Genomic DNA, 24,453 nt, shown 5'->3' with positions numbered 1-24,453 from the left:
ATGCTCGGAGGGTGCGGTGAAGAGTCAGTCGATGGCGGACATGACCTCGGCCGCGATGAGTTCGAGGTGGTCGAGGTCGTGGATGTCGAGAATCTGAAGATAGAGGCGTTCGACGCCGTCTTCGCGGAGGGCGCCGATGCGATCGACGACCTCGGCGGGCGAGCCGGCGAGCCCGTGCTCGCGGAGTTCGCCCGGCTCACGGCCGATTGCGGCGGCCCTGCGCTCGAACTCCGAGGTGGTCGAGCCGACGGCGGCGACGAGGGCGGCCGAATAGACGAGCTCCGACGGGTCGCGCCCGATGGTCTCGCACGCCTCGCGCACGCCCCTGAACCGCAGGGGGATGTCGGCGAATTCGGCGAACGGCACGTTGAACTCGGCGGCGAATCGTGCTGCGAGCTTCGGGGTGCGCGTGGGGCCGCTGCCGCCGACGATGATCGGCACCGGATGCTGCACGGGTTTGGGAAGGGCGGGGGAGTCGACCAGGGTGTAGTGCTCGCCCTCGAACGAATAGGTCTCGCCGACAGGGGTTCCCCACAGGCCGGTGATCACCTCGAGCTGCTCCTCGAGCAGGCCGAATCGCTTGGCAGGGAACGGGATGCCGTAGGCGAGGTGCTCCTGCTCGAACCAGCCCGTGCCGAGGCCGAGTTCGACCCGGCCTCCCGACATGGCGTCGACCTGGGCTACCTGGATGGCGAGGATGCCCGGCTGCCGGTAGGTGACACTCGACACGAGCGTGCCCAGCTTGATGCGCGTCGTCTCCCGTGCCAGTCCCGCGAGGGTCGTCCATGCATCCGTCGGCCCGGGGAGTCCGGCTGCGGGATCGTCGCCCATGCGAAGGTAGTGGTCGGAGCGGAAGAAGGCGTCGAAACCGAGTCTCTCGGTCGCCTGTGCGATGGTCAGCAGGTCGTCATAGCTCGCGCCCTGCTGCGGTTCGGTGAAGATGCGTAGGTCCACACCCCCAGCGTGTCACACCCCCGGCACTCTGGTGGCACGGTTGCGCTGGCGGTACCGTGACCTCATGACAAACATCGCCGTGAAGCTCGCAGAGACCGTTCGATCGTTCGGAGTGGGAGCCGTCTACGGCGATCCCGTCGAGATCGAGGGGCAGACCCTCGTGCCTGTCGCCATCAGCTGGTTCGGATTCGGCGGCTCTGGCTCCGACGACACGGCCTCGGGGCTCGCGGGCGGAGGCGGCGGCGGTGCCGCCATTCCCGTGGGCGCCTATGTCACTCAGGAGAACGGGCGGGTCGCGTTCGAACCCAATCTGATCTCCCTGCTCGCGGTGTCGATTCCCACCATCTGGGTGACCGGCAAGGCTTTCGCGCGCATCATCCGCGCGCTGAAGAAGTAGTCGCAGCCCTATACTGGGTCGCAACACGGGAGTCCGGTGAGCCGGGCTGAGAGGAAGGTTCTCCAACCTTCGACCGTCGAACCTGATCTGGATCATGCCAGCGCAGGGAGGACATCTCACGGTGTCGTCTGCAGGGTCTTCCTGCGGCGGCCCCACCCGTGCCCTGACATTCGCTTACGACGAAAGGGCACGTTCAGTGCGCACTTCAACACCCTCCACGGAATCCGCAACTACCGCCGTCGGCTCGAACCGGCCCGATCGCTTCAGGTGGCGGGTCGTCGACATCGTCGTCGCCAGCGTCATCGGCGTGGCCTCGGGCCTCGTCTTCTGGCTGTGGGGCCAGGCCTACAACCCGCTCTCCGCACCCCTCGAAGCGGCCCTCCCCGGACTTCAGGCGCTCCTCGGCGGCGGCTGGCTCTTCGCCGGCGTGCTCGGAGGCCTGATCATCCGCAAGCCCGGCGCCGCGCTCTTCACGGAACTGGTCGCCGCCGTCGTCTCGGCGATCGTGGGAACGCAGTGGGCCGCGCTCACGCTCGTCTCCGGGCTGGTTCAGGGCCTCGGGGCCGAGCTCGTGTTCGCCCTCTTCCTCTACGCGAACTGGCGCGCATACGTGGCCGTGCTCGCTGGAATCGGCGCCGGTCTCGCGCTGGCGATCAACGACCTCGTGCTCTGGTACGCCGGGGCCAAGGTCGAATTCGCCATCATCTACACCGTCTGCTCCCTGATCTCGGGTGCTCTGCTCGCCGGACTGCTCTCCTGGCTGGCGGCGCGCGGCCTCGCGCGGACGGGCGCGCTCAGCCGTTTCGCCTCGGGACGAGAGGTCTCGGCGCGGGTCTGACGGGCATCCGGATTCACGACATGACGCTCGCCCCCCAGGCCCCCGCCGCCGTCTCGGCGCGCGGCTGGGGTTGGCGGCACGCGTCGCGCAAGGCCTGGGCGGTCGACGGGCTCGACCTCGAGATCGACCCCGGAGAGCGCGTCCTCCTGCTCGGCGCATCGGGAGCCGGCAAGAGCACGGTCATGCATGCCCTCGCCGGCGTGATCGGCGGAGACGACGAGGGCGAGCAGAAAGGCGAGCTTCTCGTGTCGGGGCAGCGGGCCACGAGCGCCCGTGGCATCGCCGGCCTCGTTCTGCAGGATCCGGACTCGCAGGTGATCCTCGCCCGGGTCGGCGACGATGTGGCCTTCGGCTGCGAGAACCTCGGCGTGCCCCGCGACGAGATCTGGCGGCGCGTCGCGCAGTCACTCGACGAGGTGGGGCTCGACCTTCCGCTCGATCACCCGACCTCGGCTCTCTCGGGCGGGCAGAAGCAGCGGCTCGCGCTCGCGGGCGTGCTGGCCATGCGGCCCGGCCTGATCCTGCTCGACGAGCCCACGGCCAACCTCGACCCCGAGGGCGTCGCCGAGGTGCGCGACGCCGTGGCGAGGGTCGCGGAATCGACCGGCGCGACCCTCGTCGTGATCGAGCACCGGGTAGAGGTGTGGCGCGATATCGTCGACAGGGTCGTGGTTCTCGCGCCCGGCGGGGGAGTGCTGGCCGATGGGGATCCGCGCTCGGTCCTGCGGGACCGCGGCGCCGAGCTGAGCGCGTCGGGGGTCTGGATTCCCGAGTTCCCCCCTCGGTTCACCGAGCGTCGGGTGCCCTCTTCGGGCGGGCGCCTGCTGGATGCCACGGGGCTGGGCATCGCACGCGTGCGCGGTTCGCGCATCGCCGACGGCCTCGACATCGGCCTCGACGAGGGCCGGGCCGTGGCCATTGTCGGACCCAACGGAGCCGGCAAGTCGACTCTGGCCCTGACCCTGGCGGGTCTCCTCCGTCCCGATGCCGGAGCCGTGTCTGCGACGCCCGCTCTGGCCGGCCCGCTGAAGTCCGCCTCCCCGATCGCCTGGCGCTCGAAGGACCTGCTCACCCGCATCGGCACCGTGTTCCAGGACCCGGAGCACCAGTTCCTCTCGTCGACCGTCCGCGACGAGCTGTCGGTGGGCCCGAGAGCCCTCGAGCTGGGCGTCGAGGAGGTCGACGCCCGCGTCGACGAGCTGCTCGAGCGCCTGAGGCTCGACCACCTGGCCCTCGCGAATCCCTTCACGCTGTCGGGTGGAGAGAAACGCAGGCTGTCGGTCGCCACCGTGCTCGCGACCAGGCCGAAACTGCTCGTGCTCGACGAGCCGACCTTCGGCCAGGATTCGCGAACGTGGAGCGAGCTCGTCTCCCTTCTCGCCGGACTCCTCGACGAGGGCCAGTCGATCGTCGCCGTTACCCACGACGCCGACTTCGTGGCCGCTCTGGCGGATGACGAGGTTCGCCTGACATGAGCATCCTCACCCCGACGGCGGGACCCCAGGCGATCTACCGGATCAACCCGGTGGCCAAGCTCGCGACCGCGTTCCTGCTGGGCTTCGCGCTCATCCTCACCATCGACTGGCTCTCCGCCGCCACCGCGCTCGTGCTCGAGAGCGTGCTGCTCGTGTGGGCCGGCCTCAGTGCCCGCCAGTTCCTGCTCCGCACGATCCCCGTGTGGATCGCCGCACCGACCGCCGGTTTCACGACGCTTCTCTACGGACAGCCTTCGGGCCAGACCCACGTCGAGTTCGGCCTGATCCACGTCACAGACGGGTCCATATCGCTGGCCATCGCCACCGCGTTGCGTGTGCTGGCGATCGGCCTTCCCGCCATCGTGCTCTTCGTGACCATCGACCCGACCGACCTCGCCGACGGGCTCGCGCAGGTGTGGCACCTGCCCAGCCGTTTCGTGCTCGGCGCGCTCGCGGGCCTGCGGCTCGTGGGGCTCTTCCTCGACGACTGGCGCTCGCTCGAGCTCGCCCGTCGGGCCCGGGGAGTGGGCGACCGCGGGCGCATCCGTCGGCTACTGTCGCAGGCCTTCGCCCTCCTCGTGCTGTCGATCAGGCGCGGCAGCAAGCTCGCCACCGCGATGGAAGCCCGCGGTTTCGGCGGAGATACTCCGCGCACCTGGGCGCGGGAGTCGGTGTTCGGGTGGCGCGAGATCGCCCTGATCGCCATCGGCGGCGCGATCGCCGCCGTCGCGATCACCGTCGCGGTGGTCTTCGGAACATGGAACTTCATCGTCGGATGAGTACTCGCAACGTCGTTCTGCTCGACGGCCCCAGCGGAGCCGGAAAGAGCACTCTCGCCGATCGGCTCGTGGCCGGATGGCCGGGCATTGCGCGTCCGCAGCTGGTGCGGCTCGACGACATCTACCCGGGGTGGGGCGGCCTCCGGGCGGCGGGCGAGCACGTGCAGCGGTTCATCCTCGAACCTCGTGCCGCGCACCGGGAGGCACGCTGGCAGCGATTCGACTGGAGCGCCGATGCTCCGGCCGAATGGCACGAGGTCGACCCGGAGCGCCCGCTTCTGATCGAGGGGTGCGGAGTGCTCACCCGGGCCAACGCGCGGCTCGCAGACGTGCGGATCTGGCTGGATGCGCCGGACGAGGTGCGCAAGCGACGGGCGCTGGAGCGCGACGGGGAGAACTACGCCCCGCACTGGGACGACTGGCAGCGGCAGTGGGAGTCGTTCGTCGAACGCGAGTCTCCGGAGTCCTGGGCCGACCTCAGGCTCGACGGGTCCTAGCAGACTTCCCAGCACGGCCGCGGCTGGGAGCTGAATGCAGCCTGACGGTTTACGGTGGAGCCATGACTGAGAAAACCTACACAGCCCTGTACCTCGACGGCCCCCTCGAAGGCCAGACCGAGGAGCGCGCGTTCATCGACGGCGAGTTCGACACGCGGTTCCCCGCGCTCGGCGCCGTCGGCGGCCTCGAGTCGACGTTCTGGTACGAGGCGGGAGACACCGAGGAGGTCGAAGGCCACCTCACGGTGAAGTACTCCTTCGACGCGGCCGACTCCGACCCCACCGTTCGCACCGGCGACATCGGCGACGACCACTAGGGTCGCACCGCCCGCAATCGGTCTCTACTCGGAGTCGGTTCGAGACCGGATGAATGCGTCGATCACGGGAGCCGGATGGGTCATCCGCCAGACCGGCCCCGGATCGGCGATGCGTCTGTCGAGCTCGAGCAGCACCGACACGTCTCCCGTGGGCGTGTGGAACGTCACCTGACCGACGCGCGTTCCCTTCGCCGCGGTCGTCACCGGCTCCACCGTGATCGTCTTGGTGATCGGCGACGTCAACCAGATCAGTTCGGATCTGGTGGTCACGGCCACACCATGGGCCACGTCGCCCCACGGGGTCGTGTATGTCACCAGCTCGTCGCCCTCGGCGACGAGCACCGTCTCGGTGAGAGTCTCGGCCGCGCTCGAGACGAGCGTCGTCAGGTCGCCATCCAGCGTCTCGTAATCGGGTTCGCGCAGGAAGGCGCCGTAGAGAGGAACGGCATCGTCGCCCGTGCCGACGGTCAACCGGAACAGGAAGCACAGTCCCGCCGCGTCGGTGAAGCTGCGGGACAGGCCGGTTATGCCGTCGTCGGCTCGGTAGGCCGCGACGTTGTCGACCGGCCGATTGCCCGCGACGACCACGCTGTCATGGCTCATGATGTCGGCGATCACGGGGTCTCCGAAGGCGCGTGACGCCAGGGCGGCGAGTTCGGATGCCGTGCCCTCCGACCCCTCGGCCAGTCCGGTCGCGTCGACCACGGTCGTGCCCGGGTATCCGTTCGCGGCCAGCCAGGCATTCGCGGCCACCACGTAGTCGTCGACCGACCCGAAAGCCCACCGCGCGAGCGCGTCGGCGTGGGTGTTGCTCGAACCCAGCAGCATCGCCTGCAGGTACTGCTGCTCGGTCCAGGTCTCGCCAGCGATGAGCGAGATCGAACGCGCCGCTTCGGAGATGTAGGTCACGTAGCCCGCATAATCCTCGGCGGTCACGACAATCGACGGCCCCGGCTTGCCGGCCTCGATCGGCTTCGCGTCGAGAACGACGAGAGCGGTGATCACCTTCGTGACGCCTCCCAGGGGAACAGGAGCGGTGTCGCCCCCGGAGGCCAGCACCGCGCCGTCTGCCGTGGCTATCGCGCTCGCGCCGTTCTGCGAGACGGTCGGGGCTCCGCGGGTCGGAACGATGTCGGAGGCGTCGTCGACCACGGCCTCCGTGCGGGGGAGCGGACCCACGAGCGTGGCCGGTCCGTACAACCCGATGGCGAGGATCAGGATGGCCACGAGCGCGATGCCCAGTGCCCGGTTGATTCGTGATGCCGCTGATCGAGCCATGGGCCAAGGCTAACCGGGTGGCGGGGGATCGCCGGTCAGCCCCAGCCGAGTTCGTGAAGTCTGGTGTCGTCGATGCCGTAGAAGTGGGCGATCTCGTGAACCAGGGTCACGTGGATCTGCTCCTTCAGCTCGTCGAGGTCGTCGACGATCTCGAGCAGCGGCTCGCGATAGAGCACGATGCGATCGGGCATCTCGCCGAATCCGTACTGGCCCCTCTCCGTGAGGGCCACGCCGTCGTAGAGGCCCAGCAGGTCGAGGGAGCCGTCCTCCGGCCTGTCCTCGACCACGAAGACCACGTTCTCGAGTCCGTCGATCATGTCGTCGGGCAGCAGATCGAGTTCGGCCACGACGAGCGACTCGAACTGCTCGGCATCGATGTCGTGCACGGAGGGCTCTCCTTCGGACTGATACGCGCGGGATACGACAAAGGCCCGGATCGTGATCGACCCGGGCCTTTCTCTCTGGGGTGAATAACGGGGCTCGAACCCGCGACATCCGGCTCCACAAGCCAGCGCTCTACCAACTGAGCTATATCCACCATGTGCCACCCGATGAGAACTCATCGAAGCGACAGAAGAAGACTCTACTACAGACCGGCGGCGAACTCGCGCACAATCGTCGAGGAAAGCTCCTTCAGGTCGTCGGTGGCCGGTCCCGGCTCGGCGACGAAGGCGCCCTTGCGGTAGTAGCCGAGCTCGCGGATCGATTCGAGGATGTCTGCGAGGGCGCGGTGGCCGCCGTCTTTCTTCGGCGCGTTGTAGTACACCCGGGGGAACCACCGGTGCACGAGCTCCTTGATGCTCGACACATCGACGCTGCGGTAGTGCAGGTGACCGTCGACGCGCGGCATGTACTTGGCGAGGAATGCGCGGTCGGTGCCGATGGTGTTTCCGGCGAGCGGCGCCTGCTGGCCGGTGGGCACGTACTTGAGGATGTACTCGAGCACCTGGAACTCGGCCTCGGCCAGGCTCACGCCGTTCGGTATCTCCTTGTCCAGACCGCTCGACGCGTGCATGTCGCGCACGAAGTCGTTCATGTTCTGCAGCGCCGAGTCGTCGGGCCTGATCACGATCGCGAACCCCGGATCGATGATGTTGAGGTCGAAATCGGTGATGACGACGGCCACTTCGACGAGCTCATCGACGCTGAGGTCGAGTCCCGTCATTTCGCAGTCGATCCAGACGAGACGATCCGTGAGTGAAGCCATATGCGCAATCCTATCCGGGTGCATGAATCGTAGGATGGATGCGATGATCATCACTCTCTCCGTCCTGCTTCTGGTCAACGCCCTCTGGAACGCGCTGGTGTGGCCGCGGTTCTACGCACGCATCAGCAAGGACCCCCGGGCGCGGGACTCCTCGGGCAGGGCGACGACCTTCCTCAGGGTGCACGCCGTGCTGATCGGCGTCTCGCTGCTCCTCGCGGCAGTCTCCCTCGTGGTGGCGATCATCGCGCTCGTCAGCGCCTGACGCGCTATCGTAGAAGCGCCTCGCCGTCGTGGCGCGCACGCCTCCGTAGCTCAGTGGATAGAGCAAGAGCCTTCTAATCTCTTGGTCGTAGGTTCGATTCCTACCGGGGGCACCTTTTCGGCGTTAGGCGACATCCGTGAGTTCGCCTCAATAGTTGTCGCTTCAACTATTCTCAGGATTTCCACAGTCCCCACAAAGAAGTCGCAAGAGTCACGCCCCTAGGGTCGAAGACGTACGTACTTGCCGTGTACATCCCGACTGATGGAGAGAACAATGATCACCCGCCACCAGAAAACCGCTGTCACCGCCCTTGCCGGACTCTCGCTCCTCGGTGTCGTCACCGGTTGCTCGACCGAGGCCGCCACCACCGATTCCGCGAGCACGCCGGTCGCCACACCCACGAGCACGACCGAGGCGACCACCGATGCGGCCGAGTCCACCGACGCTGCAGCAGGGTCGTCGGTCTACGCCGACGGCGAGTACTCCGCCGAGGGCGAGTACACCTCGCCGGGCGGCAAGGAGACCGTCGCCGTCTCGCTGACCCTCGCCGACGACGTCATCACGGCCGTCACGGTCACCCCCGAATCCACCAACCCCAACGGCAAGAAGTACCAGGGCGAATTCGCCGACGGTATCGCCGCCGTCGTCGTCGGCAAGAGCATCGACGACATCTCCGTGTCGAAGGTGGCCGGGTCATCTCTGACGAGCGGCGGCTTCAACGATGCCGTCGACCAGATCAAGGCCGATGCCGCCGTCTAGTCTCCGTTTCGAAGGAATCGGCACGGCCTGGCAGATCGATACCCGCGACGAGCTCTCCGAGGTCGTCGCGGATCGGGTGCGAGGCCGTGTCGAGGCCTTCGACCGTGCGTACTCGCGTTTCCGCTCAGACTCCCTCGTCGCCAGGCTGGCCGAGGCGCCGGGCACGGTCGACTTTCCCGACGACGCGGGCGAGCTGTTCGACCTCTACGACCTGCTCGACGAGGTCAGCGAGGGAGCGGTGACGCCGCTCGTCGGCCGGTCGCTCGAGCACCTGGGCTACGACAGCGCCTACAGTCTCACGGCCGGGCCCGGTCGGGTCGTTCCTGCGCGATGGGCGGATGCGGTCAGCCGAGAAGGCGCGAGCGTCACCACGACCGCTCCCACCGTCATCGACGTGGGCGCGGCCGGCAAGGGATACCTCATCGACCTCGTCGCCGCGGTGCTCGTCGAATCCGGCGTGGAGGGTTTCGTGATCGACGCGAGCGGAGACCTCGTGAACAGGGGTGAGCCCCTGCGCGTGGGCCTCGAGCATCCCTTCGATCCGAGCAAGGCGATCGGGGTCGTGACTCTCGAGAACGAGTCCTTGTGCGCATCCGGCTCGAACCGCCGCGTGTGGGGCGAGGGTCTGCATCACATCCTCGACGGGCGCACGGGCGCACCGACATCCGACATCATCGCCACCTGGGCGATCGCGAAGAACGGACTCCTGGCCGACGGCCTCGCCACCGCCCTGTTCTTCGTTCCGCCAGCCCGGCTGGCCCCCCACTTCGACTTCGACTGGGTGCGCATGCACTCGAACGGAGTCGCCGAACGATCCCGCACTCTGCGGGGAGAGGTCTTCTCCTGATGGCTCGACTGGATGCCCTGCTGGGCAAGGTTCAGATGTACCGGCTCGTCAGTCTCGTGCTGGCCGCGATCGCACTCGTGGCGATCGTCGAGAGCCTCGTCGGCGTTCTCGGCTTCGAGCCGCTCGCGTTGCTGGCGACCCTGGCCACCGTTCTGGTCGCCTGCGTCGTCGCCAATCGCGTCATGGCCCTCCTCTTCCGAGTGCGGCCGCACACGGAGTCGTCGATCATCACCGGACTCCTGCTGTTCTTCCTGTTCTTTCCCACGACAGACGGCCAGGAGCTGCTGACCGTCGCGCTGGTGGCGGCGATCGCGGTGGCCTCGAAGTACGTGCTCGCCTGGCGCGGCCGCCACATCTTCAACCCGGCCGCCATCGGAGCCGTCATCATCACGCTGACCGGGCTCAACGCATCCGTCTGGTGGGTCGGTACGCCCGTGCTGCTGCCCGCCGTCGTGATCGGCGCCCTTCTCGTGCTCTACCGCACCCGCCAGCTGCCGATGGGCCTGACCTTCATCGTGCTGGCCGCCATCGTCGTGACGATCGTGCAGTCCTCCTACGGTCTCGCCCTGCCCGACGCCCTCGTCTATGCGATCGGCTCGACCCCGCTCGTCTTCCTCGCCGGGTTCATGCTCAGCGAGCCGCTGACTCTGCCGCCGCGCCTGTGGCAGAGGCTCGTGCTCGCCGGCATCGTCGCGCTGCTCTTCTCCATTCCCTTCTCCGTGGGCCCGCTGTACAGCAGCCCCGAGCTGGCGCTGGTCGTCGGAAACCTCCTGGCGTTCCTCGTCGGGCAGCGCCGCGGACTGTCGCTGTCGTTCGAGAGGGCGACGAAGCTCACCCCCTCGACGACGGAGTTCGTGTTCTCGTCGAAGCGGCCCGTGTCGTTCCGGGCGGGGCAGTACATCGAACTGTCGATTCCCCACTCCGGCGCCGACTCGTCGGGAACTCGACGGGTGTTCAGCATCGCGTCCGCTCCGAGCAATCCGCACGAGGTCCGCGTCGGAGTGCGCATGGGCGAATCGCCGTCGAGCTTCAAACGCGCACTGGCGTCGCTGAAGCCATCGCAGTCGGTGCGGGCGAACCTCGTCGCGGGCGACTTCCTGCTGCCCGGCGATGCATCCAAACCGGTACTGCTCGTCGCCGGCGGCATCGGCATCACGCCGTTCATCAGCCAGCTGGAGCACGACGCCGCCGCGGGCGTGTCCCGCGACCTGGTTCTCGTCTACGCCATCAGGGCGCACGAGGAGTTCGCGTACTCCGAGGCGCTGCAGCGACTGGGCGTTCGGGTCGTTCTCGTTGCGCCGCGGGAGCCGGACGATCTCGCCGGAGGCTGGACCTACGCAGGCTCGGGTCGTCTCACGGGCGAGCTGATCGAGCAGCAGGTGCCCGACGTGCGCGAGCGGATCGCGTTCGTCTCCGGCCCGCCGCGGCTCGTGGGTGCGGTTCGCACAGCCCTGCGTCGGCTGAAAGTGCGCCGTATCGTCACCGACGCCTTCTCGGGATACTGACGCACGTTTCGTTCAGTCGGCGGCTAGTCGGTCTCTGACGCCCGACGCGGAGGGAAGGCGTTGACCGGAGGGGGCGTCGCGCCGTCGTCTCGGGACTCGACGTGGCGCTCCACCGCGTTCAGATTCTCGAGAACGCGCTTCGTCTCGTCGCGCGCGGCCTGCTGCTCCGGGGTCTCGATCGGCGCCTCGATGCGCGCGGGCGCTGCTGGGGCCGTCGGCGTGATGACGGTCGTCGCCTCGGCCTCGGGACGGCTGTGCTGCTCGTGGTGCTGCTGGGCGACCCACTCCTCCTGCTGGCGGAGGAGCTGCCTCTCGGCGTCGTCGTCTTCGGCTCTCCACCGGTCGAGGTCGGACTGGAAGACCTTGCGGCTGCGGCCCGGGCGTTCCTGCCATTCGATGAGACGGTCTCGGAACTCGATAACCGCGGGTTCTACCTGGTAGCCGAATGTTGCGGAGTTGCGACGCATGTCGGCGAGCGAGTGGGCCGCCCAGTCGGCAGCGACTGCGGATCCCTTGATCGGGAGAAGCCGGATCTGGATGTCGGCCTGCCCGACGGCGCGGTCGGACATGATCTGCTCCTGCGGGGTCAGCGAGTTCCACACGGAGGCCTGCTGCGCCGCGTCGATCAACGAGGCGATCGCTGCCACCTTGATCTCGCGGTCGTGCTTGGCGAGCAGACGTTTGATCGAGCCGCTGGCGATCCACGCCCCGAGAAGCGCGGCCACGATGATCGCCACCGCGGGCAGCACGATGCCCGATATGACGAAGCGTCCGTCGCTCGAAGTGAACCAGTCTGCGAAGTCGTTCCACCATTCCATGAGGCGAAGACTACGTCGAAGATCGTGGGCAGGCCGTCGCGACGAGCCGAGGAGAGATCGATTCGTGATGCATCGATCAGGCGAAGCAGGCTCGAGCGCTGTCGAACGACCAGAAATCGCCGATGTCGACAAGCCGCGTGGTGTTCGCCACGAGGCGGCGCGCGGAGAACTGGTGTGCTGCGCCCGAGCCCACCTCCTCGATGTACCCCAGCACATGACCGGCGGGGTGCACCACGCGCCAGAAACCCGGGCGCAGGGCGATGAGCGATGTCGCGGTGGTGGAGGTCGCGGTGGTGGTGGATGTGGTGATCATTGCTGCTCCTGTCTTCGCGCCGGCCCGGCATTCTCGTGATGAGAAGAGGCTAGGACCAGCCACCGACAGTGCCGCGTCAGAGACCGGTGCCGTGCACCGCGTGCGGCTCGATGAGCTCCAGCTCGGCAGCACTGAGCGGCTCGGCCTGCAGGGCGTCGAGATTCTGGTCGAGCTGGTCGACGCTGGATGCGCCGATGATCGCACTGGTCACCTGGGGCTGGCGGAGCACCCAGGTGAGTGCGAGCTGGGCGAGGGTCTGGCCGCGGTCCCGCGCGACGGCGTCGAGCGCCCGCGCCCTCGACAGGTAGCCCTCGTCGATCCGCGACTCGGGCAGGAACCGGCTGGTAGCCGCCCGTGATCCCTCGGGAACCGATCCGGTGAGGTAGCGATTCGTCAGCAGTCCCTGCGCCAGCGGCGAGAAGACGATGCCTCCGACTCCGAGCTCATCGAGCACAGGGAGGAGTCCCTCGTTCTCGATATGACGGTCGAACATGGAGTAGCGGGGCTGATGGATGAGGAGGGGCACACGATGCTCGGCCAGGGCCGCGTGCATGCGACGCGTGTCGTCGGGGGAGTAGTTGGATACGCCGACATAGAGCGCCTTGCCCTGGGCCACCGCGGTGGCGAGGGCGGCGGCGGTCTCCTCGATCGGCGTCTCGGGGTCGGGCCGGTGGTGGTAGAAGATGTCGACGTAGTCGAGCCCGAGACGGCCGAGGCTCTGGTCGAGGGACGCGAGCAGATACTTGCGCGATCCGAAATCGCCGTACGGACCCGGCCACATGTCGTATCCGGCCTTCGACGAGATCACGAGCTCGTCGCGGTAGGCGGCGAGGTCGTCGGCGAGGATGCGCCCGAAGTTGGCCTCGGCGGAGCCGTAGGGCGGCCCGTAGTTGTTCGCGAGGTCGAAGTGCGTGACGCCGCGATCGAAGGCCCGGTGAACGATGTCGCGCTGCGTCTGCCGGGGCCTGGTGTCTCCGAAGTTGTGCCAGAGGCCCAGTGAGAGGGCGGGCAGTTTCAGGCCGCTGCGCCCCGTGCGGTTGTACTGCATCGAGTCGTAGCGGCTGTGCTCGGCGTTGTAGGTCACGGATCCACCGTAGGGCACGCGCGCGGGTGGCACGAGTCCACCTCTCCTCCTCCGACCGGGAGAACCGCGAGCTGTGCACAGATCACGGATCCCGCTGCCGGGCGAGGCGTGGGGGAGCGAGTCTGGTGCGACCGGTGCGAGGCCGGAATCAACTGGCACGAGTGCCGGTCTCGCGCCGGCCCATCCATCGAGACAAGGAGAAAGACGTGACAGACACGGTGACGCTGACAGGCGTCGTGGCAACGAAACCCGAGAACGTTCGAACCAGCACCGGCCTCACGGTCACCAACTTCCGTCTGGCCTCGAGCCAGAGACGATTCGACCGGGCCACCTCGACCTGGGTCGACGGCGACACCAACTGGTACACCGTCAACGCCTACCGGTGGATGGCGAACAACGTCGCCAACTCGCTGCAGGTCGGCAACCACGTCGTGCTGACAGGGCGCCTCCGCGTGCGCAACTGGACCAGCGGCGACAAGCGCGGCACCGCGATCGAGGTCGACGTCGACTCCATCGGCCACGACCTCGCGTTCGGCGTGTCTCACTTCACTCGACTGAAGGCCGCCGCCCCGGCCGGCGAGTCGGGCGGCTCCGTCGCCGATGCGGGTCCGGAACCCGATCCGTCGGCCGCGGACTCGTCGTACTCCGGGCACGATGCCGGCAACGACGTCTGGTCGGCACCGATCACCGGCGGCGATTCGTCATACGAGACGCCCGCCGCGGAGGAGAACGATGATTCGGTCGCCGAGAGGAACGACGCCGAGAAGGTTCCTTTCTGATTCGTGCGACGAACCGGTGAATCCGCCGTGCCGTTGCAGCCTCCCGGAAGCCCTCACCTAGAATCGGTGGGGGCATACGGGGGACACAGCGAAAGAGGGCATAGTGACGCGCACGGCGACCGGCAGCACCGGCACACGACGACGAGGCGCGGCAGCAGTGGCCGCCGTCCTGGCGGCGGGGGCCCTTGCTCTCGTCCTCACGGGGTGCGTGCCGGAGTCCACGCCGACGACCGCGGCCACGTCGAGTGCACCCACGGTGTCCGAGACTCCGACACCCACGGCATCCGATGCGCCGCCGCCCGCGCTCGTGCCGAACGGAACAGCCGCCGAGAACAAGCCGTTCTTCGACTACCTGAACAACCAGGCCATCACTGCGGCGGGCGGCCAGCCCGACGGCCCGGCCTTCATCAACTCGCTTCGCGCCGGCGGCTTCGCCGTCGAAGCCATGGAGCTGACTCCCGACATCACCACGGTCGGCGTCAAGGCCGACTCCGTGCAGTTCTCGGTGCATGCGTCGGATGCCTGCCTCATCGGCCAGTGGGGCACCGTCGGCGGATACACCAGCATCATCGCCGCGCCGCTCTCGACGGGCAAATGCTTCATCGGCCAGACGCGCCCCATCGACTTCTGACCCGATTCGGTCGACGCTAAGAGACCATAGACTGGTCGAATGGCCGAATATATCTACTCGATGGTCCGCGCCCGCAAGGCCGTGGGAGACAAGCTCATCCTCGACGACGTCACGATGGCGTTCCTGCCGGGGGCGAAGATCGGTGTCGTCGGCCCCAACGGAGCCGGAAAATCCACGATCCTCAAGATCATGGCCGGACTCGACACGCCGTCGAACGGCGAGGCCCGCCTGACCCCCGGCTTCAGTGTCGGAATCCTGATGCAGGAGCCCGAGCTCGACGAGACCAAGACGGTGCTCGAGAACGTGCAGGAGGGAGTCGGCCCGATCAAGCAGAAGGTCGACCGCTTCAACGAGATCGGTCTCGCGATGGCCGAGCCCGACGCCGACTTCGACGCCCTTCTCGCCGAGATGGGCACGTTGCAGGAGGAGATCGACGCCGCCGACGCATGGGATCTCGACTCCCAGCTCGAGCAGGCGATGGATGCGCTCCGCACTCCGCCCGGTGACTACAGCGTCGCCAACCTCTCCGGTGGTGAGAAGCGCCGCGTGGCCCTCACCAAGCTGCTCCTCCAGAAGCCAGACCTCCTTCTTCTCGACGAGCCCACCAACCACCTCGACGCCGAGAGCGTGCTCTGGCTCGAGCAGCACCTCGCGAAGTACCCGGGCGCCGTGCTCGCCGTCACACACGACCGGTACTTCCTCGATCACGTCGCCGAATGGATCGCCGAGGTCGACCGAGGCAAGCTCTACCCCTACGAGGGCAACTACTCGACCTACCTCGAGAAGAAGCAGGAGCGCCTGCAGGTGCAGGGCAAGAAAGACGCCAAGCTCGCCAAGCGGCTCTCGAGCGAGCTCGAGTGGGTGCGATCGAACGCGAAGGGCCGCCAGGTCAAGTCGAAGGCCCGTCTGGCCCGCTACGAGGAGATGGCGGCGGAGGCCGAGAAGACGCGCAAACTCGACTTCGAAGAACTCGTCATCCCCGTCGGCCCGCGACTGGGTTCGCAGGTCATCGACGCCAAAGACCTCAAGAAGGGCTTCGGCGACCGAGTGCTGATCGACGGCCTCAGCTTCACCCTTCCGCGCAACGGCATCGTCGGCGTCATCGGCCCGAACGGCGTCGGCAAGTCCACGCTCTTCAAGACGATCACGGGCATCGAGCCCCTTGACTCCGGAAACCTCAAGATCGGCGAGACGGTCGACATCTCCTACGTCGACCAAGACAGAGGCGGAATCGACCCGCAGAAGACGCTGTGGGAGGTCGTGTCCGACGGGCAGGACTACATCCAGGTCGGCAAGACCGAGATCCCCTCGCGCGGCTACGTGTCGCAGTTCGGTTTCAAGGGCCCCGATCAGCAGAAGAAGGCCGGCGTGCTCTCGGGTGGAGAGCGCAACCGCCTGAACCTGGCGCTCACGCTGAAGCAGGGCGGAAACCTCCTGCTCCTCGACGAGCCGACGAACGACCTCGACGTCGAAACACTGTCGAGCCTCGAGAACGCACTCCTCGAGTTCCCCGGCTGCGCTGTGGTCATCACACACGACCGGTGGTTCCTCGACCGCATCGCCACGCACATCCTCGCGTACGAGGGCACAGAAGAGGCGCCGTCGAACTGGCACTGGTTCGAGGGCAACTTCGAATCCTACGAGCAGAACAAGATCGAGCGCCTCGGTCCGGATGCGGCGAAGCCGAACCGGTCTGCGTACCGCAAGCTCACCCGCGACTGAGCACGGTCCCGATGCGCCTGCACGTTCCGATCCGCCTGCGCTGGTCCGATCTCGACGCCTACGGGCACGTCAACAACGCCGAGATGCTGCGCCTCCTCGAGGAGGCGCGCATCGAGGCGTTCTGGACCCCGGACCCGGGAGCGGTCGAGTCCGCCGTCGGCGCGTCCACCGCGGTGCTCGACGGGCGTCCCGGCTCGGACACGCTCACGCTGATCGCCCGCCAGGAGATCGAGTACCTGGCGCCCGTGCCGTATCTACGCCAGCCCGTCGACATCCAGCTCTGGATCGGACGTCTCGGCGGGGCGAGCCTCGAGGTCTGCTACGAGGTGTGCAGCCCGGTCGGAGTCGAACCGCATGTGCTGTTCACCCGGGCCGCGACGACGATCGTGCTTGTCGACGCCACGACCCAGCGGCCCCGGCGCATCAACGACGTCGAGCGTGCGGCGTGGGAGCCCTATCTCGACGCGCCGGTCGAGTTCACGAAGCGCGCCCGCTAGCAGGAACGCGCACCATGCCCTCCTGGGCGACGCTCGCGAGCAGCACCCCGTCGCGCGAGTAGATGCGTCCCAGTGAGAGCCCGCGCCCGCCGTGACCGCTCGGCGATTCCTGCACGTACAGCATCCACTCGTCGACGCGACCGAAGCGGTGCCACCACATGGCGTGGTCGAGGCTCGCGGTCTTGAGGCCCGGGGTCACCCACGCGATGCCGTGCCGACGGTAGATCGGCTCGAGGATCGTGTAGTCGCTCGCGTAGGCGAGTGCTGCGCGGTGCAGGTTCGGGTCGTCGGGCAGGGCGCCCAGCGTCTTCATCCAGACCGCCTGGTGACCGACGGGTTCGCCCTCGACCGAGAGGTAGATCGGCGAATCGACGTGGCGCATGTCGAAGGGGCGCTCCGTTGCCCAGAACCGGGCCACGGGGTGATCGATGCCCGCCAGCCGCTCCGCCGTGCTGGGGATGTCCTCGGGCTGCGGGATGCCGGCGGGCATGTCGATCTGGTGGTCGAGTCCCTCGTCTTCGGTCTGGAACGACGCGATGAGCGACAGGATCGGGATGCCGTCCTGGTACGCCTGCGTGCGCCGCGTCGCGAACGAGCGTCCGTCGTGGATGCGGTCGACGGCGAAGGTGATGGGCTTGTCGATGTCGCCCGGGCGCAGGAAGTACCCGTGCATCGAGTGCACGACGCGTTCCTCGTCGACCGTGCGCATGGCCGCCGTGATCGACTGCGCGAGCACCTGTCCGCCGAAGACGCGACCCTGCGGCATCCACTGCGACGGGCCCGTGAAGATGTCTTCGTTCGTGCGCGCGCCGGTGTCGGTGAGGTCGAGGGCAGTGAGGAGCCCTTCCAACGGCGTAGCACGGATTTCGTCGGTCATGCGGCCTCCAATATCAGGGTTCCCAGTGAAGTAGTTTAGACAGCGAGATGGTTCAGTCATTCGCGCTCGTCGATTCGCCGTCGCTCGGCGACCTCAAAGTGTTCCTCGGTCGTGCGGCCAGGCTCGACCAGGGCGGGGTGCGTCTCATCGGCGGATCCGGTGTGCTCGCCGTGTACGCGCCCGTGCTGCACCCGCGGGGGCTCCTCGACGACGCTCCCACCGTGCTCGGGCTCCGCACGTTCGCCCTGGCCGAGACCGCGTCGTTCGACGTGGTCGTGTCGGCCCGCCAGCTGCTCGATCGGCTCGCCCTGCTCTCGGTCACCGTCAACGCCGACGACGGTCCGATCGGCGTGCTCATTCCGCCGCCCGAATCCTCGCCGGCGTGGGTCGGCATCTCTCCGCCCCGGGGTGGCTGGCTGCCGGTCGGCGAAGTGCAGGCACCGGTGCTCGAGGCCGCGGCCAGAGCCGGGGTGGCCGAGGTCGCCGCCGCGTTGCCGCCCGACACCGGCGAGCAGCTCGTGCACAAGGTGCGGGCCGAGGTGTGGGGTCGGGCGATCCCGGATGTCGTCCCGCCGATTCCCGCGGGCGTCGGTCTCGCCGCCGACAGCTTGGGCTTTCTGCGCACCGACGAGCCCGCCCGCATCCTCGTGTCGGGTGCCTGGACGCGCGTGTCGACCCGGCGCGGACACGTCCTTTCCCGCTGACCCTGTGCTCACACGCTGAGAGGCCAGGTCGTCCTGAGCGGCACTCAGAGCCGTGCCGCCACCGCGCGACCGGCCTGGCGTCCGGAGAACAGGCATCCGCCGAGGAAGGTTCCCTCGAGTGAGCGATAACCGTGCATGCCGCCGCCGCCGAACCCGCTCGCCTCGCCCGCCGCATAGAGGCCGGGAATCGCCCGGCCCTGCGCATCCATGGCCTGGCCCTGCAGGTTCGTCTCGATGCCGCCCAGGCTCTTGCGGGTGAGCACGTGCAGCTTCACCGCGATCAGCGGGCCGGCCTTGGCGTCGAGCAGCCGGTGCGGTGTCGCGACTCGGATCAGCCTGTCTCCTCTGTAGCGGCGGGCACCGCGGATCGCGTTGATCTGAGCGTCTTTCGTGAAGTCGTTCGCCATCTCCCTGTCGCGACCGCGAACCTCGCTCTCGACCTGGGCGCCGTCGAGCACTCCGGCCGGCGACAGGGCCTGCATCGACTCGATGAGCTCGGGCAGGGTCCGTGCCACGGCGAAGTCGACGCCCTTGCTCTTGAATGCCTCGACGGGCCCGGGAGCACCCGGCGCCACTCGCTTGGCGAGCAGGCGCAGGTTCTTGTCGGTGAGGTCGGGATTCTGCTCGCTGCCCGACAGGGCGAACTCCTTCTCGATGATCTTCTGCGTGAGCACGAACCAGCTGTGGTCGTATCCGGTCGTGCGCAGGTGCTCGAGGGTGCCCAGCGTGTCGAATCCGGGGAAGAGGGGTACGGGCAGCCGCCGTCCGGTCGCATCCAGCCACAGTGACGACGGCCCCGGCAGAATCCGGATGCCGTGCGACGGCCAGACCGGATCCCAATTGGTGATGCCCTCGGTGTAGTGCCACATGCGGTCGCCGTTGATCAGGTGGGCGCCGGCCGATTCGGAGATTCCGAGCATGCGCCCATCGACGTGCGCTGGAACTCCGGAGAGCATCGTCGCCGGGGGAGAGCCCAGCCGTTCGGGCCAGTTCGCACGCACCAGGTCGTGGTTGCCCCCGATTCCGCCGCTCGTCACGATGACGGCCTGTGCCTCGAGCTCGAAGTGGCCGGCCACCTGCCGCGAACTGGATGCGCCGCGTGCCGCGTCGTCGTCGACCAGCACGGAGCCGCGGACGCCCACGACCGAGCCGTCGCTCGTGATGAGTTCGTCGACGCGATGCCGGTGCAGCATCATCACGAGGCCGCGCGCGATTCCGTCGTCGAGGATGCGCAGGAAGGGAGCGAGCACGCCCGGACCGGTTCCCCAGACGATGTGGAACCGGGGCACGCTGTTGCCGTGGCCGTTGGCCGTGTAGCCCCCGCGTTCGGCCCAGCCGACTACGGGGAAGAACCGCACGCCCAGGGAGTGGAGCCAGGCGCGTTTCTCCGCGGCCGCGAAATCGAGGTAGGCCTCGGCCCACTTTCTCGGCCACGCGTCCTCCTCACGGTCGAAGTCGGCGCTGCCGAACCAGTCCTGGCGGGCCAGCTCGGGGGAGTCGTGCACGCCGAGCCTGCGCTGCTCGGGCGAATCCACGAGGAACAGTCCGCCGAACGACCACCAGGCCTGTCCACCGAGCGATGCGGCGGGCTCCTGCTCGACGATGGTCACCCGCTTGCCGGCGGTGATGAGCTCGGACGCCGTGACGAGGCCGGCGAGGCCCGCCCCGACGATGATCGCGTCGCTTCTGATCGATGACACAAAGACTCCTTCGTCTCGTATGCTCGCGTGTCGTGCTCGGGGCCGGTGCGCGCCCCGCTACTCCTCGAAGGTGTTGACCATGGCGTGCGCCGCCCTGTCGAGGTATCCCCAGAGCGTAGCGTCCTGCAGGGGAGGAAGCTCGAGCGAATCGACCGCGACGCGCATGTGGGCGAGCCAGCGGTCGCGGGCGTCGGGGTTGACCTTGAACGGCATGTGGCGCATGCGCAGCCTCGGGTGCCCGCGCTCCTCGCTGTAGGTTCCCGGGCCGCCCCAGTACTGCTCGAGGAACCCCGTCAGGCGTTGGATCGCGCCTTCGTGGTCCTCTTCCGGGTACATCTCGACCAGCACCGGATCGGTGGCGACGCCGGCGTAGAACGCCCGCACGAGCTTCTCGAACGTGGGCCGGCCCCCGACCTCGTCGTAGAACGACCGGGAGAGCGCCGAGTCGCCGTTCTGCGACACCCGCAGGGTGATCGGCGATGGTTCAGAGGGGATCGACATGTCAGTTCTCCGTGCTCTTGGGCGCCCGGGGTGCTCGCGGAGGGCGCGTGCCCGTCTCGCCGGACTTCGTGGTGTTCTCGTCGACGCTGGTCGTGAGGGGAACCGGCTTGGTCTTCGGGGTGCGGGCGCCGGTGACGCTGGCCGCGCCCTCGAAACCCGAGAGGACGATGCTGTTGAGGGCCGGCAGCCGCACGTCCATCTCGTCGAGCGCGCGCTTGAGGCGCATCCGCAGTTCGCGGGCGACCGTGTCCTTCGACGACGTGCGGGTCTTCACGACCAGCCGGATGACGAGGGCCTCGGCCGAGATCGACTCCAGACCCCAGATCTCCGGCTTCTCCATGATGAGGCTGCGGTACTTCGGGTTCGCGGCCAGCTCGACGGCGGTATCGAGCATCTTCTGCTGCACGGCATCGACGTCGGTGTCGTAGGGCACGGCGAGGTCGATGATGACCCGGGCCCAGCCCTGCGACATGTTGCCGACGCGCAGGATCTCTCCATTGCGCACGAACCAGAGCGTGCCGTTCACGTCGCGCACCTGGGTGACCCGGATGCCCACGGCCTCGACCACGCCGGTGGCGGGCCCGAGGTCGACGACGTCACCGACGCCGAGCTGGTCCTCCATCACCATGAAGAGTCCGTTGAGCACGTCCTTCACGATGTTCTGCGCGCCGAAGCCGAGTCCCGCACCGAGGGCCGCCGTGAGAATCGCGAGGGAGCCGATGATGTTGGGATCGATCGTGGTGACGATCAGGATCAACGTCACCACGACGACCGTGACGTTCACGATGTTCGTGAGAACGGTGCCGAGGGTGCGCGTGCGCTGCACCACACGCACCGCGGCCAGGGGCGAGGCGAGAAGCGCCTGCGTGTCCTGTACGTTCTGCTTCTTCTTGACGCCGGAGACGACCTGCTGCACGACGCGTTTGATGACGAAGATCATGAGCGCCCGGATGACGAAGGCGAGCACGATGATGATCGCGATGTTGATCGGTTTGCCCCACACGACCATGAAGTCGTTGAAGCCGGCCCAGAATGCGTTCCAATCCATATTCACGTCACTCTACCGATCGAGGTTCAGCGCTGTCTGTGCGCCGTCCCGCTCCCTGAGCCTGACCGCTCCCCGAGCCTGTCGAAGGGGACAGGCCCAGGGAACGCGCCGGACTAGTCGGCGTCGCGGGCCTGCGCCGCGATCGCGCGATCCACGCCGGCCAGGTTCTCGACGACGAGGCGACGCAGCGCGGGCGGCTGATCGGTGTTGGCGTCGAGCCAGGCGCGCGTGGCGTCGCGGAGCTCGGTGTTCGCCAGCGCCGCGGGGTAGAGGCCGTTGATCAGCGACGAGGCGATGCCGTAGCTCCGGGTCTCCCAGATGGTGACGAGGGAGTCGAAGTAGCGGCCGACGAACGGCTCGAGGAGAGCCGTGTCATGCGCGCGCTGGAAGCCGAGGGCCGTGGCGCGCACGATGGCGTTCGGGGCCTCGTCGGTGTCGACCAGCGAGGACCACGCGGCGTTCTTGCCCTCGGCGGTCGGGATCGCGGCGGCCGCGTGTGCGGCCGACTGGGCGCCGGATGCCGTGTTGTCGTCGGCGAGGGCGGCGTCGATCTCGGTCTGGCCGGCCTTCGCACCGGCGACGAGGGCGATGAGGAGTTCCCAGCGCAGATCGGTGTCGATCTCGAGCCCGTCGAGCGCAGTCTCCCCGTTTCGCAGCGACGCGACGAGCGCGAGCTGCTCGTCGGTCGAGGCGAGTGCGGCGAAGAAGCGCACGAACTGGAACTGCGCGTCGCTGCCCGCCTCGGCGGCCTGCGCGAGCGACCACAGCTCGTCGGCCGCGACCTCGATGACCTCGGTGCGGGCATCCGGAGCGATGAAGTTCGTGCTGGTGAGCACGAGCTGGTTCAGCGCGGTGCGCAGCGTGGTGCTCTCGGTCTCGGTGGCGACGTTGGCGAGTACGAGGCGCACGAAGTCGCGTCCGCGGGTCTCGGCGTCGCGGGTCGAGTCCCAGGCAGACCCCCACAGGATGGCACGGGCCAGCGGGCTCGTGACGGCGGCGAGACTCTCGGCCGCGACGGCGAGCGATGCGTCGTCGAGACGCACCTTCGCGTAGGCCAGGTCGTCGTCGTTGAGCAGCACGAGGTCGGGGCGGCTCTCGCCGACCAGCTCGGAGACCTCGGTGCGCTCGCCGTCGACGTCGAGCTCGACGCGCTTCGTGCGAACGAGTGCGTCGCCGTCGAACGAGTAGAAGCCGATCGCGAGACGGTGCGGGCGAATAGTGGGGTACTCGGCGATCGCCGTCTGCAGAACGGAGAACGAGGTGATCGTGCCGTTCTCGTCTGTGGCGATGTCGGGTCGGAGGGTGTTGACCCCGGCCGTCTCGAGCCAGAGCTTCGACCACTCGCCGAGGTCGCGGCCGCTGGTGGTCTCGAGCTCGGTCAGCAGGTCGACGAGCTCGGTGTTGCCGAACGCGTGCGCGTCGAAGTATCGGGCCACACCGGCCATGAACTCCGTCTGGCCCACCCACGCCACGAGCTGCTTGAGCACGGAGGCGCCCTTCGCGTAGGTGATGCCGTCGAAGTTGACCTGCACGTCTTCGAGGTCGTTGATGGTCGCGACGATGGGGTGCGTCGACGGCAGCTGGTCCTGGCGGTAGGCCCAGCTCTTCTCGGTCGAGGCGAAGGTGGCCCAGGCCTCGGTCCACTCCGTCGCGTCGGCGGTGGCGAGGGTCGACATGTACTCGGCGAACGACTCGTTCAGCCAGAGGTCGTTCCACCAGCGCATGGTCACGAGGTCGCCGAACCACATGTGCGCGAGCTCGTGCAGCACGGTGACGACCCGGCGCTCGCGCACCGCGTCGGTGACCTTCGAGCGGAAGACGTAGGTCTCGGTGAACGTGACCGCGCCCGCGTTCTCCATGGCGCCCGCGTTGAACTCGGGAACGAAGAGCTGGTCGTACTTGTCGAACGGGTAGGGGTAGGCGAACTGCTTCTCGTAGAACTCGAAGCCCTGGCGGGTCTTCTCGAAGATGTAGTCGGCGTCCATGTACTGCGAGAGCGACGCGCGGGAGAACACGCCCAGCGGGATCACTCGACCGTCGCTGGAGGTGAGCTCGCTGCGTTCGACCACGTAGGGGCCGGCGATGAGGGCGGTGATGTACGAGGAGATGCGCGGGGTGGGCTCGAACGTCCAGGTGGCGTTGTCGGTGCCGTCGATGGCGACAGGCTCCGGCGTCGGCTGGTTGGAGACCATCTGCCAGTAGGCGGGGGCGGTGACGGTGAACGAGAACGTCGCCTTGAGGTCGGGCTGCTCGAACACGGCGAACATACGACGCGAGTCGGGCACCTCGAACTGGCTGTACAGGTAGACCTCGCCGTCGACGGGGTCGACGAAGCGGTGCAGGCCCTCGCCGGTGTTCGTGTACTCGGCGTCGGCATCGACGACGAGCACGTTGTCGTCGGCGAGCTCGTCGAGCTGGATGCGCACACCGTCGTTCACGGCCGCGACGTCGAGCGACCGGCCGTTCAGGGTCACCGAGTGCACGGAGCGGGTGATCGAATCGATGAACGTCGACGCACCCGCGGTCGCGGAGAAGCGCACGGTCGTCGTCGACCGGAACGTCTCGGCGCCCTGCGTGAGGTCGAGCACCACCTCGTAGCTCGAGACGCTGACGATTCCGGCGCGCTCCTGCGCCTCGATGCGGGTGAGGTTTTCTCCAGGCACT

The 24,453-nt window shown here is 67.9% G+C and carries 27 protein-coding genes and 2 tRNA genes; 16 read left to right on the top strand and 13 right to left on the bottom strand.

What is annotated here, in order from left to right; all coding sequences use genetic code 11:
- Positions 1-24: 24 nt before the first annotated feature.
- Positions 25-954: an LLM class F420-dependent oxidoreductase gene (locus tag QCD70_RS08345; RefSeq protein WP_301215000.1), complete on the bottom strand. Its 930-nt coding sequence runs from the start codon at positions 952-954 to the stop codon at positions 25-27.
- Between the two features lie 64 nt (positions 955-1,018).
- On the opposite strand from QCD70_RS08345, the gene QCD70_RS08340 reads away from it, so the two are divergent.
- From QCD70_RS08340 to QCD70_RS08315, 6 genes are all read left to right on the top strand, one after another.
- The gene (locus QCD70_RS08340; RefSeq protein WP_301214998.1) at positions 1,019-1,351 is read left to right on the top strand and encodes a hypothetical protein; all 333 of its coding nucleotides are present in this window, start codon (positions 1,019-1,021) and stop codon (positions 1,349-1,351) included.
- 196 nt (positions 1,352-1,547) lie between these two features.
- Complete coding sequence (locus QCD70_RS08335; protein WP_301214996.1) at positions 1,548-2,189, top strand: ECF transporter S component; 642 nt, start codon at positions 1,548-1,550, stop codon at positions 2,187-2,189.
- 20 nt (positions 2,190-2,209) lie between these two features.
- Positions 2,210-3,664, top strand: a complete 1,455-nt coding sequence (locus QCD70_RS08330) for an ABC transporter ATP-binding protein (RefSeq protein WP_301214994.1) — start codon at positions 2,210-2,212, stop codon at positions 3,662-3,664.
- Entirely contained in the window at positions 3,661-4,443 is a 783-nt protein-coding gene (locus tag QCD70_RS08325) for an energy-coupling factor transporter transmembrane component T family protein (protein ID WP_301214992.1), read from the top strand. Before QCD70_RS08330 ends, QCD70_RS08325 begins: the two co-directional genes overlap by 4 nt.
- Complete coding sequence (locus QCD70_RS08320) at positions 4,440-4,940, top strand: AAA family ATPase (protein ID WP_301214990.1); 501 nt, start codon at positions 4,440-4,442, stop codon at positions 4,938-4,940. The genes QCD70_RS08325 and QCD70_RS08320 overlap by 4 nt, the downstream gene beginning before the upstream one ends.
- Before the next feature lie 62 nt (positions 4,941-5,002).
- Entirely contained in the window at positions 5,003-5,257 is a 255-nt protein-coding gene (locus QCD70_RS08315; protein ID WP_301214988.1) for a hypothetical protein, read from the top strand.
- A 24-nt stretch (positions 5,258-5,281) separates the two neighbouring features.
- On the opposite strand, the gene QCD70_RS08310 is transcribed toward QCD70_RS08315, so the two are convergent.
- The 4 genes from QCD70_RS08310 to orn form a co-directional block, all read right to left on the bottom strand.
- Positions 5,282-6,535, bottom strand: coding sequence for a D-alanyl-D-alanine carboxypeptidase family protein (locus QCD70_RS08310; RefSeq protein ID WP_301214986.1), 1,254 nt, complete (start codon positions 6,533-6,535; stop codon positions 5,282-5,284).
- Positions 6,536-6,570: 35 nt separating this feature from the next.
- Positions 6,571-6,921, bottom strand: a complete 351-nt coding sequence (locus QCD70_RS08305; protein WP_301214984.1) for a metallopeptidase family protein — start codon at positions 6,919-6,921, stop codon at positions 6,571-6,573.
- A 76-nt stretch (positions 6,922-6,997) separates the two neighbouring features.
- A tRNA-His gene (locus QCD70_RS08300) sits at positions 6,998-7,073 on the bottom strand.
- A 48-nt stretch (positions 7,074-7,121) separates the two neighbouring features.
- Positions 7,122-7,742 (bottom strand): oligoribonuclease, encoded by a 621-nt coding sequence (gene orn, locus QCD70_RS08295; RefSeq protein ID WP_301214982.1) that lies wholly within the window; start codon positions 7,740-7,742, stop codon positions 7,122-7,124.
- A 43-nt stretch (positions 7,743-7,785) separates the two neighbouring features.
- Here orn and QCD70_RS08290 point away from each other — a divergent pair, with 43 nt between their 5' ends.
- From QCD70_RS08290 to QCD70_RS08270, 5 genes are all read left to right on the top strand, one after another.
- Entirely contained in the window at positions 7,786-8,004 is a 219-nt protein-coding gene (locus tag QCD70_RS08290; RefSeq protein WP_301214980.1) for an SCO4848 family membrane protein, read from the top strand.
- Positions 8,005-8,043: 39 nt separating this feature from the next.
- Positions 8,044-8,116 (top strand) — tRNA-Arg (locus QCD70_RS08285).
- 161 nt (positions 8,117-8,277) lie between these two features.
- Positions 8,278-8,763 (top strand): hypothetical protein, encoded by a 486-nt coding sequence (locus tag QCD70_RS08280; RefSeq protein ID WP_301214978.1) that lies wholly within the window; start codon positions 8,278-8,280, stop codon positions 8,761-8,763.
- A complete protein-coding gene (locus tag QCD70_RS08275; RefSeq protein WP_301214976.1) occupies positions 8,750-9,610 on the top strand; it encodes an FAD:protein FMN transferase in 861 nt (286 codons plus the stop codon). The genes QCD70_RS08280 and QCD70_RS08275 overlap by 14 nt, the downstream gene beginning before the upstream one ends.
- Positions 9,610-11,115, top strand: coding sequence for an FAD-dependent oxidoreductase (locus QCD70_RS08270; protein WP_301214975.1), 1,506 nt, complete (start codon positions 9,610-9,612; stop codon positions 11,113-11,115). The genes QCD70_RS08275 and QCD70_RS08270 overlap by 1 nt, the downstream gene beginning before the upstream one ends.
- A 23-nt stretch (positions 11,116-11,138) precedes the next feature.
- Here QCD70_RS08270 and QCD70_RS08265 read toward each other — a convergent pair whose 3' ends face one another.
- The 3 genes from QCD70_RS08265 to QCD70_RS08255 form a co-directional block, all read right to left on the bottom strand.
- Positions 11,139-11,933, bottom strand: a complete 795-nt coding sequence (locus tag QCD70_RS08265) for a hypothetical protein (protein ID WP_301214974.1) — start codon at positions 11,931-11,933, stop codon at positions 11,139-11,141.
- 76 nt (positions 11,934-12,009) lie between these two features.
- Entirely contained in the window at positions 12,010-12,246 is a 237-nt protein-coding gene (locus QCD70_RS08260) for a hypothetical protein (RefSeq protein ID WP_301214972.1), read from the bottom strand.
- A gap of 76 nt (positions 12,247-12,322) precedes the next feature.
- The gene (locus QCD70_RS08255) at positions 12,323-13,330 is read right to left on the bottom strand and encodes an aldo/keto reductase (RefSeq protein ID WP_301214970.1); all 1,008 of its coding nucleotides are present in this window, start codon (positions 13,328-13,330) and stop codon (positions 12,323-12,325) included.
- A 206-nt stretch (positions 13,331-13,536) separates the two neighbouring features.
- Here QCD70_RS08255 and QCD70_RS08250 point away from each other — a divergent pair, with 206 nt between their 5' ends.
- The 4 genes from QCD70_RS08250 to QCD70_RS08235 all read left to right on the top strand — a co-directional run bounded on the left by QCD70_RS08250 (position 13,537) and on the right by QCD70_RS08235 (position 16,959).
- Complete coding sequence (locus QCD70_RS08250) at positions 13,537-14,109, top strand: single-stranded DNA-binding protein (RefSeq protein WP_301214968.1); 573 nt, start codon at positions 13,537-13,539, stop codon at positions 14,107-14,109.
- Between the two features lie 103 nt (positions 14,110-14,212).
- Complete coding sequence (locus tag QCD70_RS08245) at positions 14,213-14,740, top strand: DUF6993 domain-containing protein (RefSeq protein ID WP_301214966.1); 528 nt, start codon at positions 14,213-14,215, stop codon at positions 14,738-14,740.
- A gap of 39 nt (positions 14,741-14,779) precedes the next feature.
- Complete coding sequence (gene ettA / locus QCD70_RS08240) at positions 14,780-16,462, top strand: energy-dependent translational throttle protein EttA (protein ID WP_055931718.1); 1,683 nt, start codon at positions 14,780-14,782, stop codon at positions 16,460-16,462.
- Positions 16,463-16,473: 11 nt separating this feature from the next.
- Positions 16,474-16,959 (top strand): acyl-CoA thioesterase, encoded by a 486-nt coding sequence (locus tag QCD70_RS08235; protein ID WP_301214963.1) that lies wholly within the window; start codon positions 16,474-16,476, stop codon positions 16,957-16,959.
- Here the strand turns inward: QCD70_RS08235 and QCD70_RS08230 are convergent.
- Positions 16,940-17,836: an acyl-CoA thioesterase gene (locus QCD70_RS08230; protein WP_055946583.1), complete on the bottom strand. Its 897-nt coding sequence runs from the start codon at positions 17,834-17,836 to the stop codon at positions 16,940-16,942. The genes QCD70_RS08235 and QCD70_RS08230 overlap by 20 nt on opposite strands.
- Before the next feature lie 47 nt (positions 17,837-17,883).
- On the opposite strand from QCD70_RS08230, the gene QCD70_RS08225 reads away from it, so the two are divergent.
- A complete protein-coding gene (locus QCD70_RS08225; RefSeq protein ID WP_301214960.1) occupies positions 17,884-18,540 on the top strand; it encodes a hypothetical protein in 657 nt (218 codons plus the stop codon).
- A 44-nt stretch (positions 18,541-18,584) separates the two neighbouring features.
- Here QCD70_RS08225 and QCD70_RS08220 read toward each other — a convergent pair whose 3' ends face one another.
- The 4 genes from QCD70_RS08220 to pepN form a co-directional block, all read right to left on the bottom strand.
- Positions 18,585-20,240, bottom strand: a complete 1,656-nt coding sequence (locus QCD70_RS08220; RefSeq protein WP_301214958.1) for an FAD-binding dehydrogenase — start codon at positions 20,238-20,240, stop codon at positions 18,585-18,587.
- 57 nt (positions 20,241-20,297) lie between these two features.
- Entirely contained in the window at positions 20,298-20,741 is a 444-nt protein-coding gene (locus tag QCD70_RS08215; RefSeq protein ID WP_301214957.1) for a globin, read from the bottom strand.
- 1 nt (position 20,742) lies between these two features.
- Positions 20,743-21,789 (bottom strand): mechanosensitive ion channel family protein, encoded by a 1,047-nt coding sequence (locus tag QCD70_RS08210; protein WP_441004928.1) that lies wholly within the window; start codon positions 21,787-21,789, stop codon positions 20,743-20,745.
- A 113-nt stretch (positions 21,790-21,902) separates the two neighbouring features.
- Complete coding sequence (pepN, locus tag QCD70_RS08205) at positions 21,903-24,452, bottom strand: aminopeptidase N (RefSeq protein WP_301214956.1); 2,550 nt, start codon at positions 24,450-24,452, stop codon at positions 21,903-21,905.
- Position 24,453 lies beyond the last annotated feature (1 nt).

The sequence above is a fragment of the Agreia sp. PsM10 genome (assembly GCF_030433855.1).
Classification (GTDB): Bacteria; Actinomycetota; Actinomycetes; order Actinomycetales; family Microbacteriaceae; genus Agreia.
This window is presented reverse-complemented; position numbering and strand designations above follow the sequence as displayed.

What these genes read in the sequence shown, in the direction of transcription:
- QCD70_RS08320 (WP_301214990.1), top strand. Translation starts at nt 4,440, where the DNA reads ATGAGTACTCGCAACGTCGTTCTGCTCGACGGCCCCAGCGGAGCCGGA.
- QCD70_RS08290 (WP_301214980.1), top strand. Translation starts at nt 7,786, where the DNA reads ATGATCATCACTCTCTCCGTCCTGCTTCTGGTCAACGCCCTCTGGAAC.
- QCD70_RS08235 (WP_301214963.1), top strand. Translation starts at nt 16,474, where the DNA reads ATGCGCCTGCACGTTCCGATCCGCCTGCGCTGGTCCGATCTCGACGCC.
- QCD70_RS08330 (WP_301214994.1), top strand. Translation starts at nt 2,210, where the DNA reads ATGACGCTCGCCCCCCAGGCCCCCGCCGCCGTCTCGGCGCGCGGCTGG.
- QCD70_RS08340 (WP_301214998.1), top strand. Translation starts at nt 1,019, where the DNA reads ATGACAAACATCGCCGTGAAGCTCGCAGAGACCGTTCGATCGTTCGGA.
- QCD70_RS08210 (WP_441004928.1), bottom strand. Translation starts at nt 21,789, where the DNA reads ATGGATTGGAACGCATTCTGGGCCGGCTTCAACGACTTCATGGTCGTG.
- QCD70_RS08310 (WP_301214986.1), bottom strand. Translation starts at nt 6,535, where the DNA reads ATGGCTCGATCAGCGGCATCACGAATCAACCGGGCACTGGGCATCGCG.
- QCD70_RS08315 (WP_301214988.1), top strand. Translation starts at nt 5,003, where the DNA reads ATGACTGAGAAAACCTACACAGCCCTGTACCTCGACGGCCCCCTCGAA.
- QCD70_RS08215 (WP_301214957.1), bottom strand. Translation starts at nt 20,741, where the DNA reads ATGTCGATCCCCTCTGAACCATCGCCGATCACCCTGCGGGTGTCGCAG.
- QCD70_RS08270 (WP_301214975.1), top strand. Translation starts at nt 9,610, where the DNA reads ATGGCTCGACTGGATGCCCTGCTGGGCAAGGTTCAGATGTACCGGCTC.
- QCD70_RS08230 (WP_055946583.1), bottom strand. Translation starts at nt 17,836, where the DNA reads ATGACCGACGAAATCCGTGCTACGCCGTTGGAAGGGCTCCTCACTGCC.
- orn (WP_301214982.1), bottom strand. Translation starts at nt 7,742, where the DNA reads ATGGCTTCACTCACGGATCGTCTCGTCTGGATCGACTGCGAAATGACG.
- QCD70_RS08225 (WP_301214960.1), top strand. Translation starts at nt 17,884, where the DNA reads ATGGTTCAGTCATTCGCGCTCGTCGATTCGCCGTCGCTCGGCGACCTC.
- QCD70_RS08260 (WP_301214972.1), bottom strand. Translation starts at nt 12,246, where the DNA reads ATGATCACCACATCCACCACCACCGCGACCTCCACCACCGCGACATCG.
- ettA (WP_055931718.1), top strand. Translation starts at nt 14,780, where the DNA reads ATGGCCGAATATATCTACTCGATGGTCCGCGCCCGCAAGGCCGTGGGA.
- QCD70_RS08265 (WP_301214974.1), bottom strand. Translation starts at nt 11,933, where the DNA reads ATGGAATGGTGGAACGACTTCGCAGACTGGTTCACTTCGAGCGACGGA.
- QCD70_RS08325 (WP_301214992.1), top strand. Translation starts at nt 3,661, where the DNA reads ATGAGCATCCTCACCCCGACGGCGGGACCCCAGGCGATCTACCGGATC.
- QCD70_RS08275 (WP_301214976.1), top strand. Translation starts at nt 8,750, where the DNA reads ATGCCGCCGTCTAGTCTCCGTTTCGAAGGAATCGGCACGGCCTGGCAG.
- QCD70_RS08280 (WP_301214978.1), top strand. Translation starts at nt 8,278, where the DNA reads ATGATCACCCGCCACCAGAAAACCGCTGTCACCGCCCTTGCCGGACTC.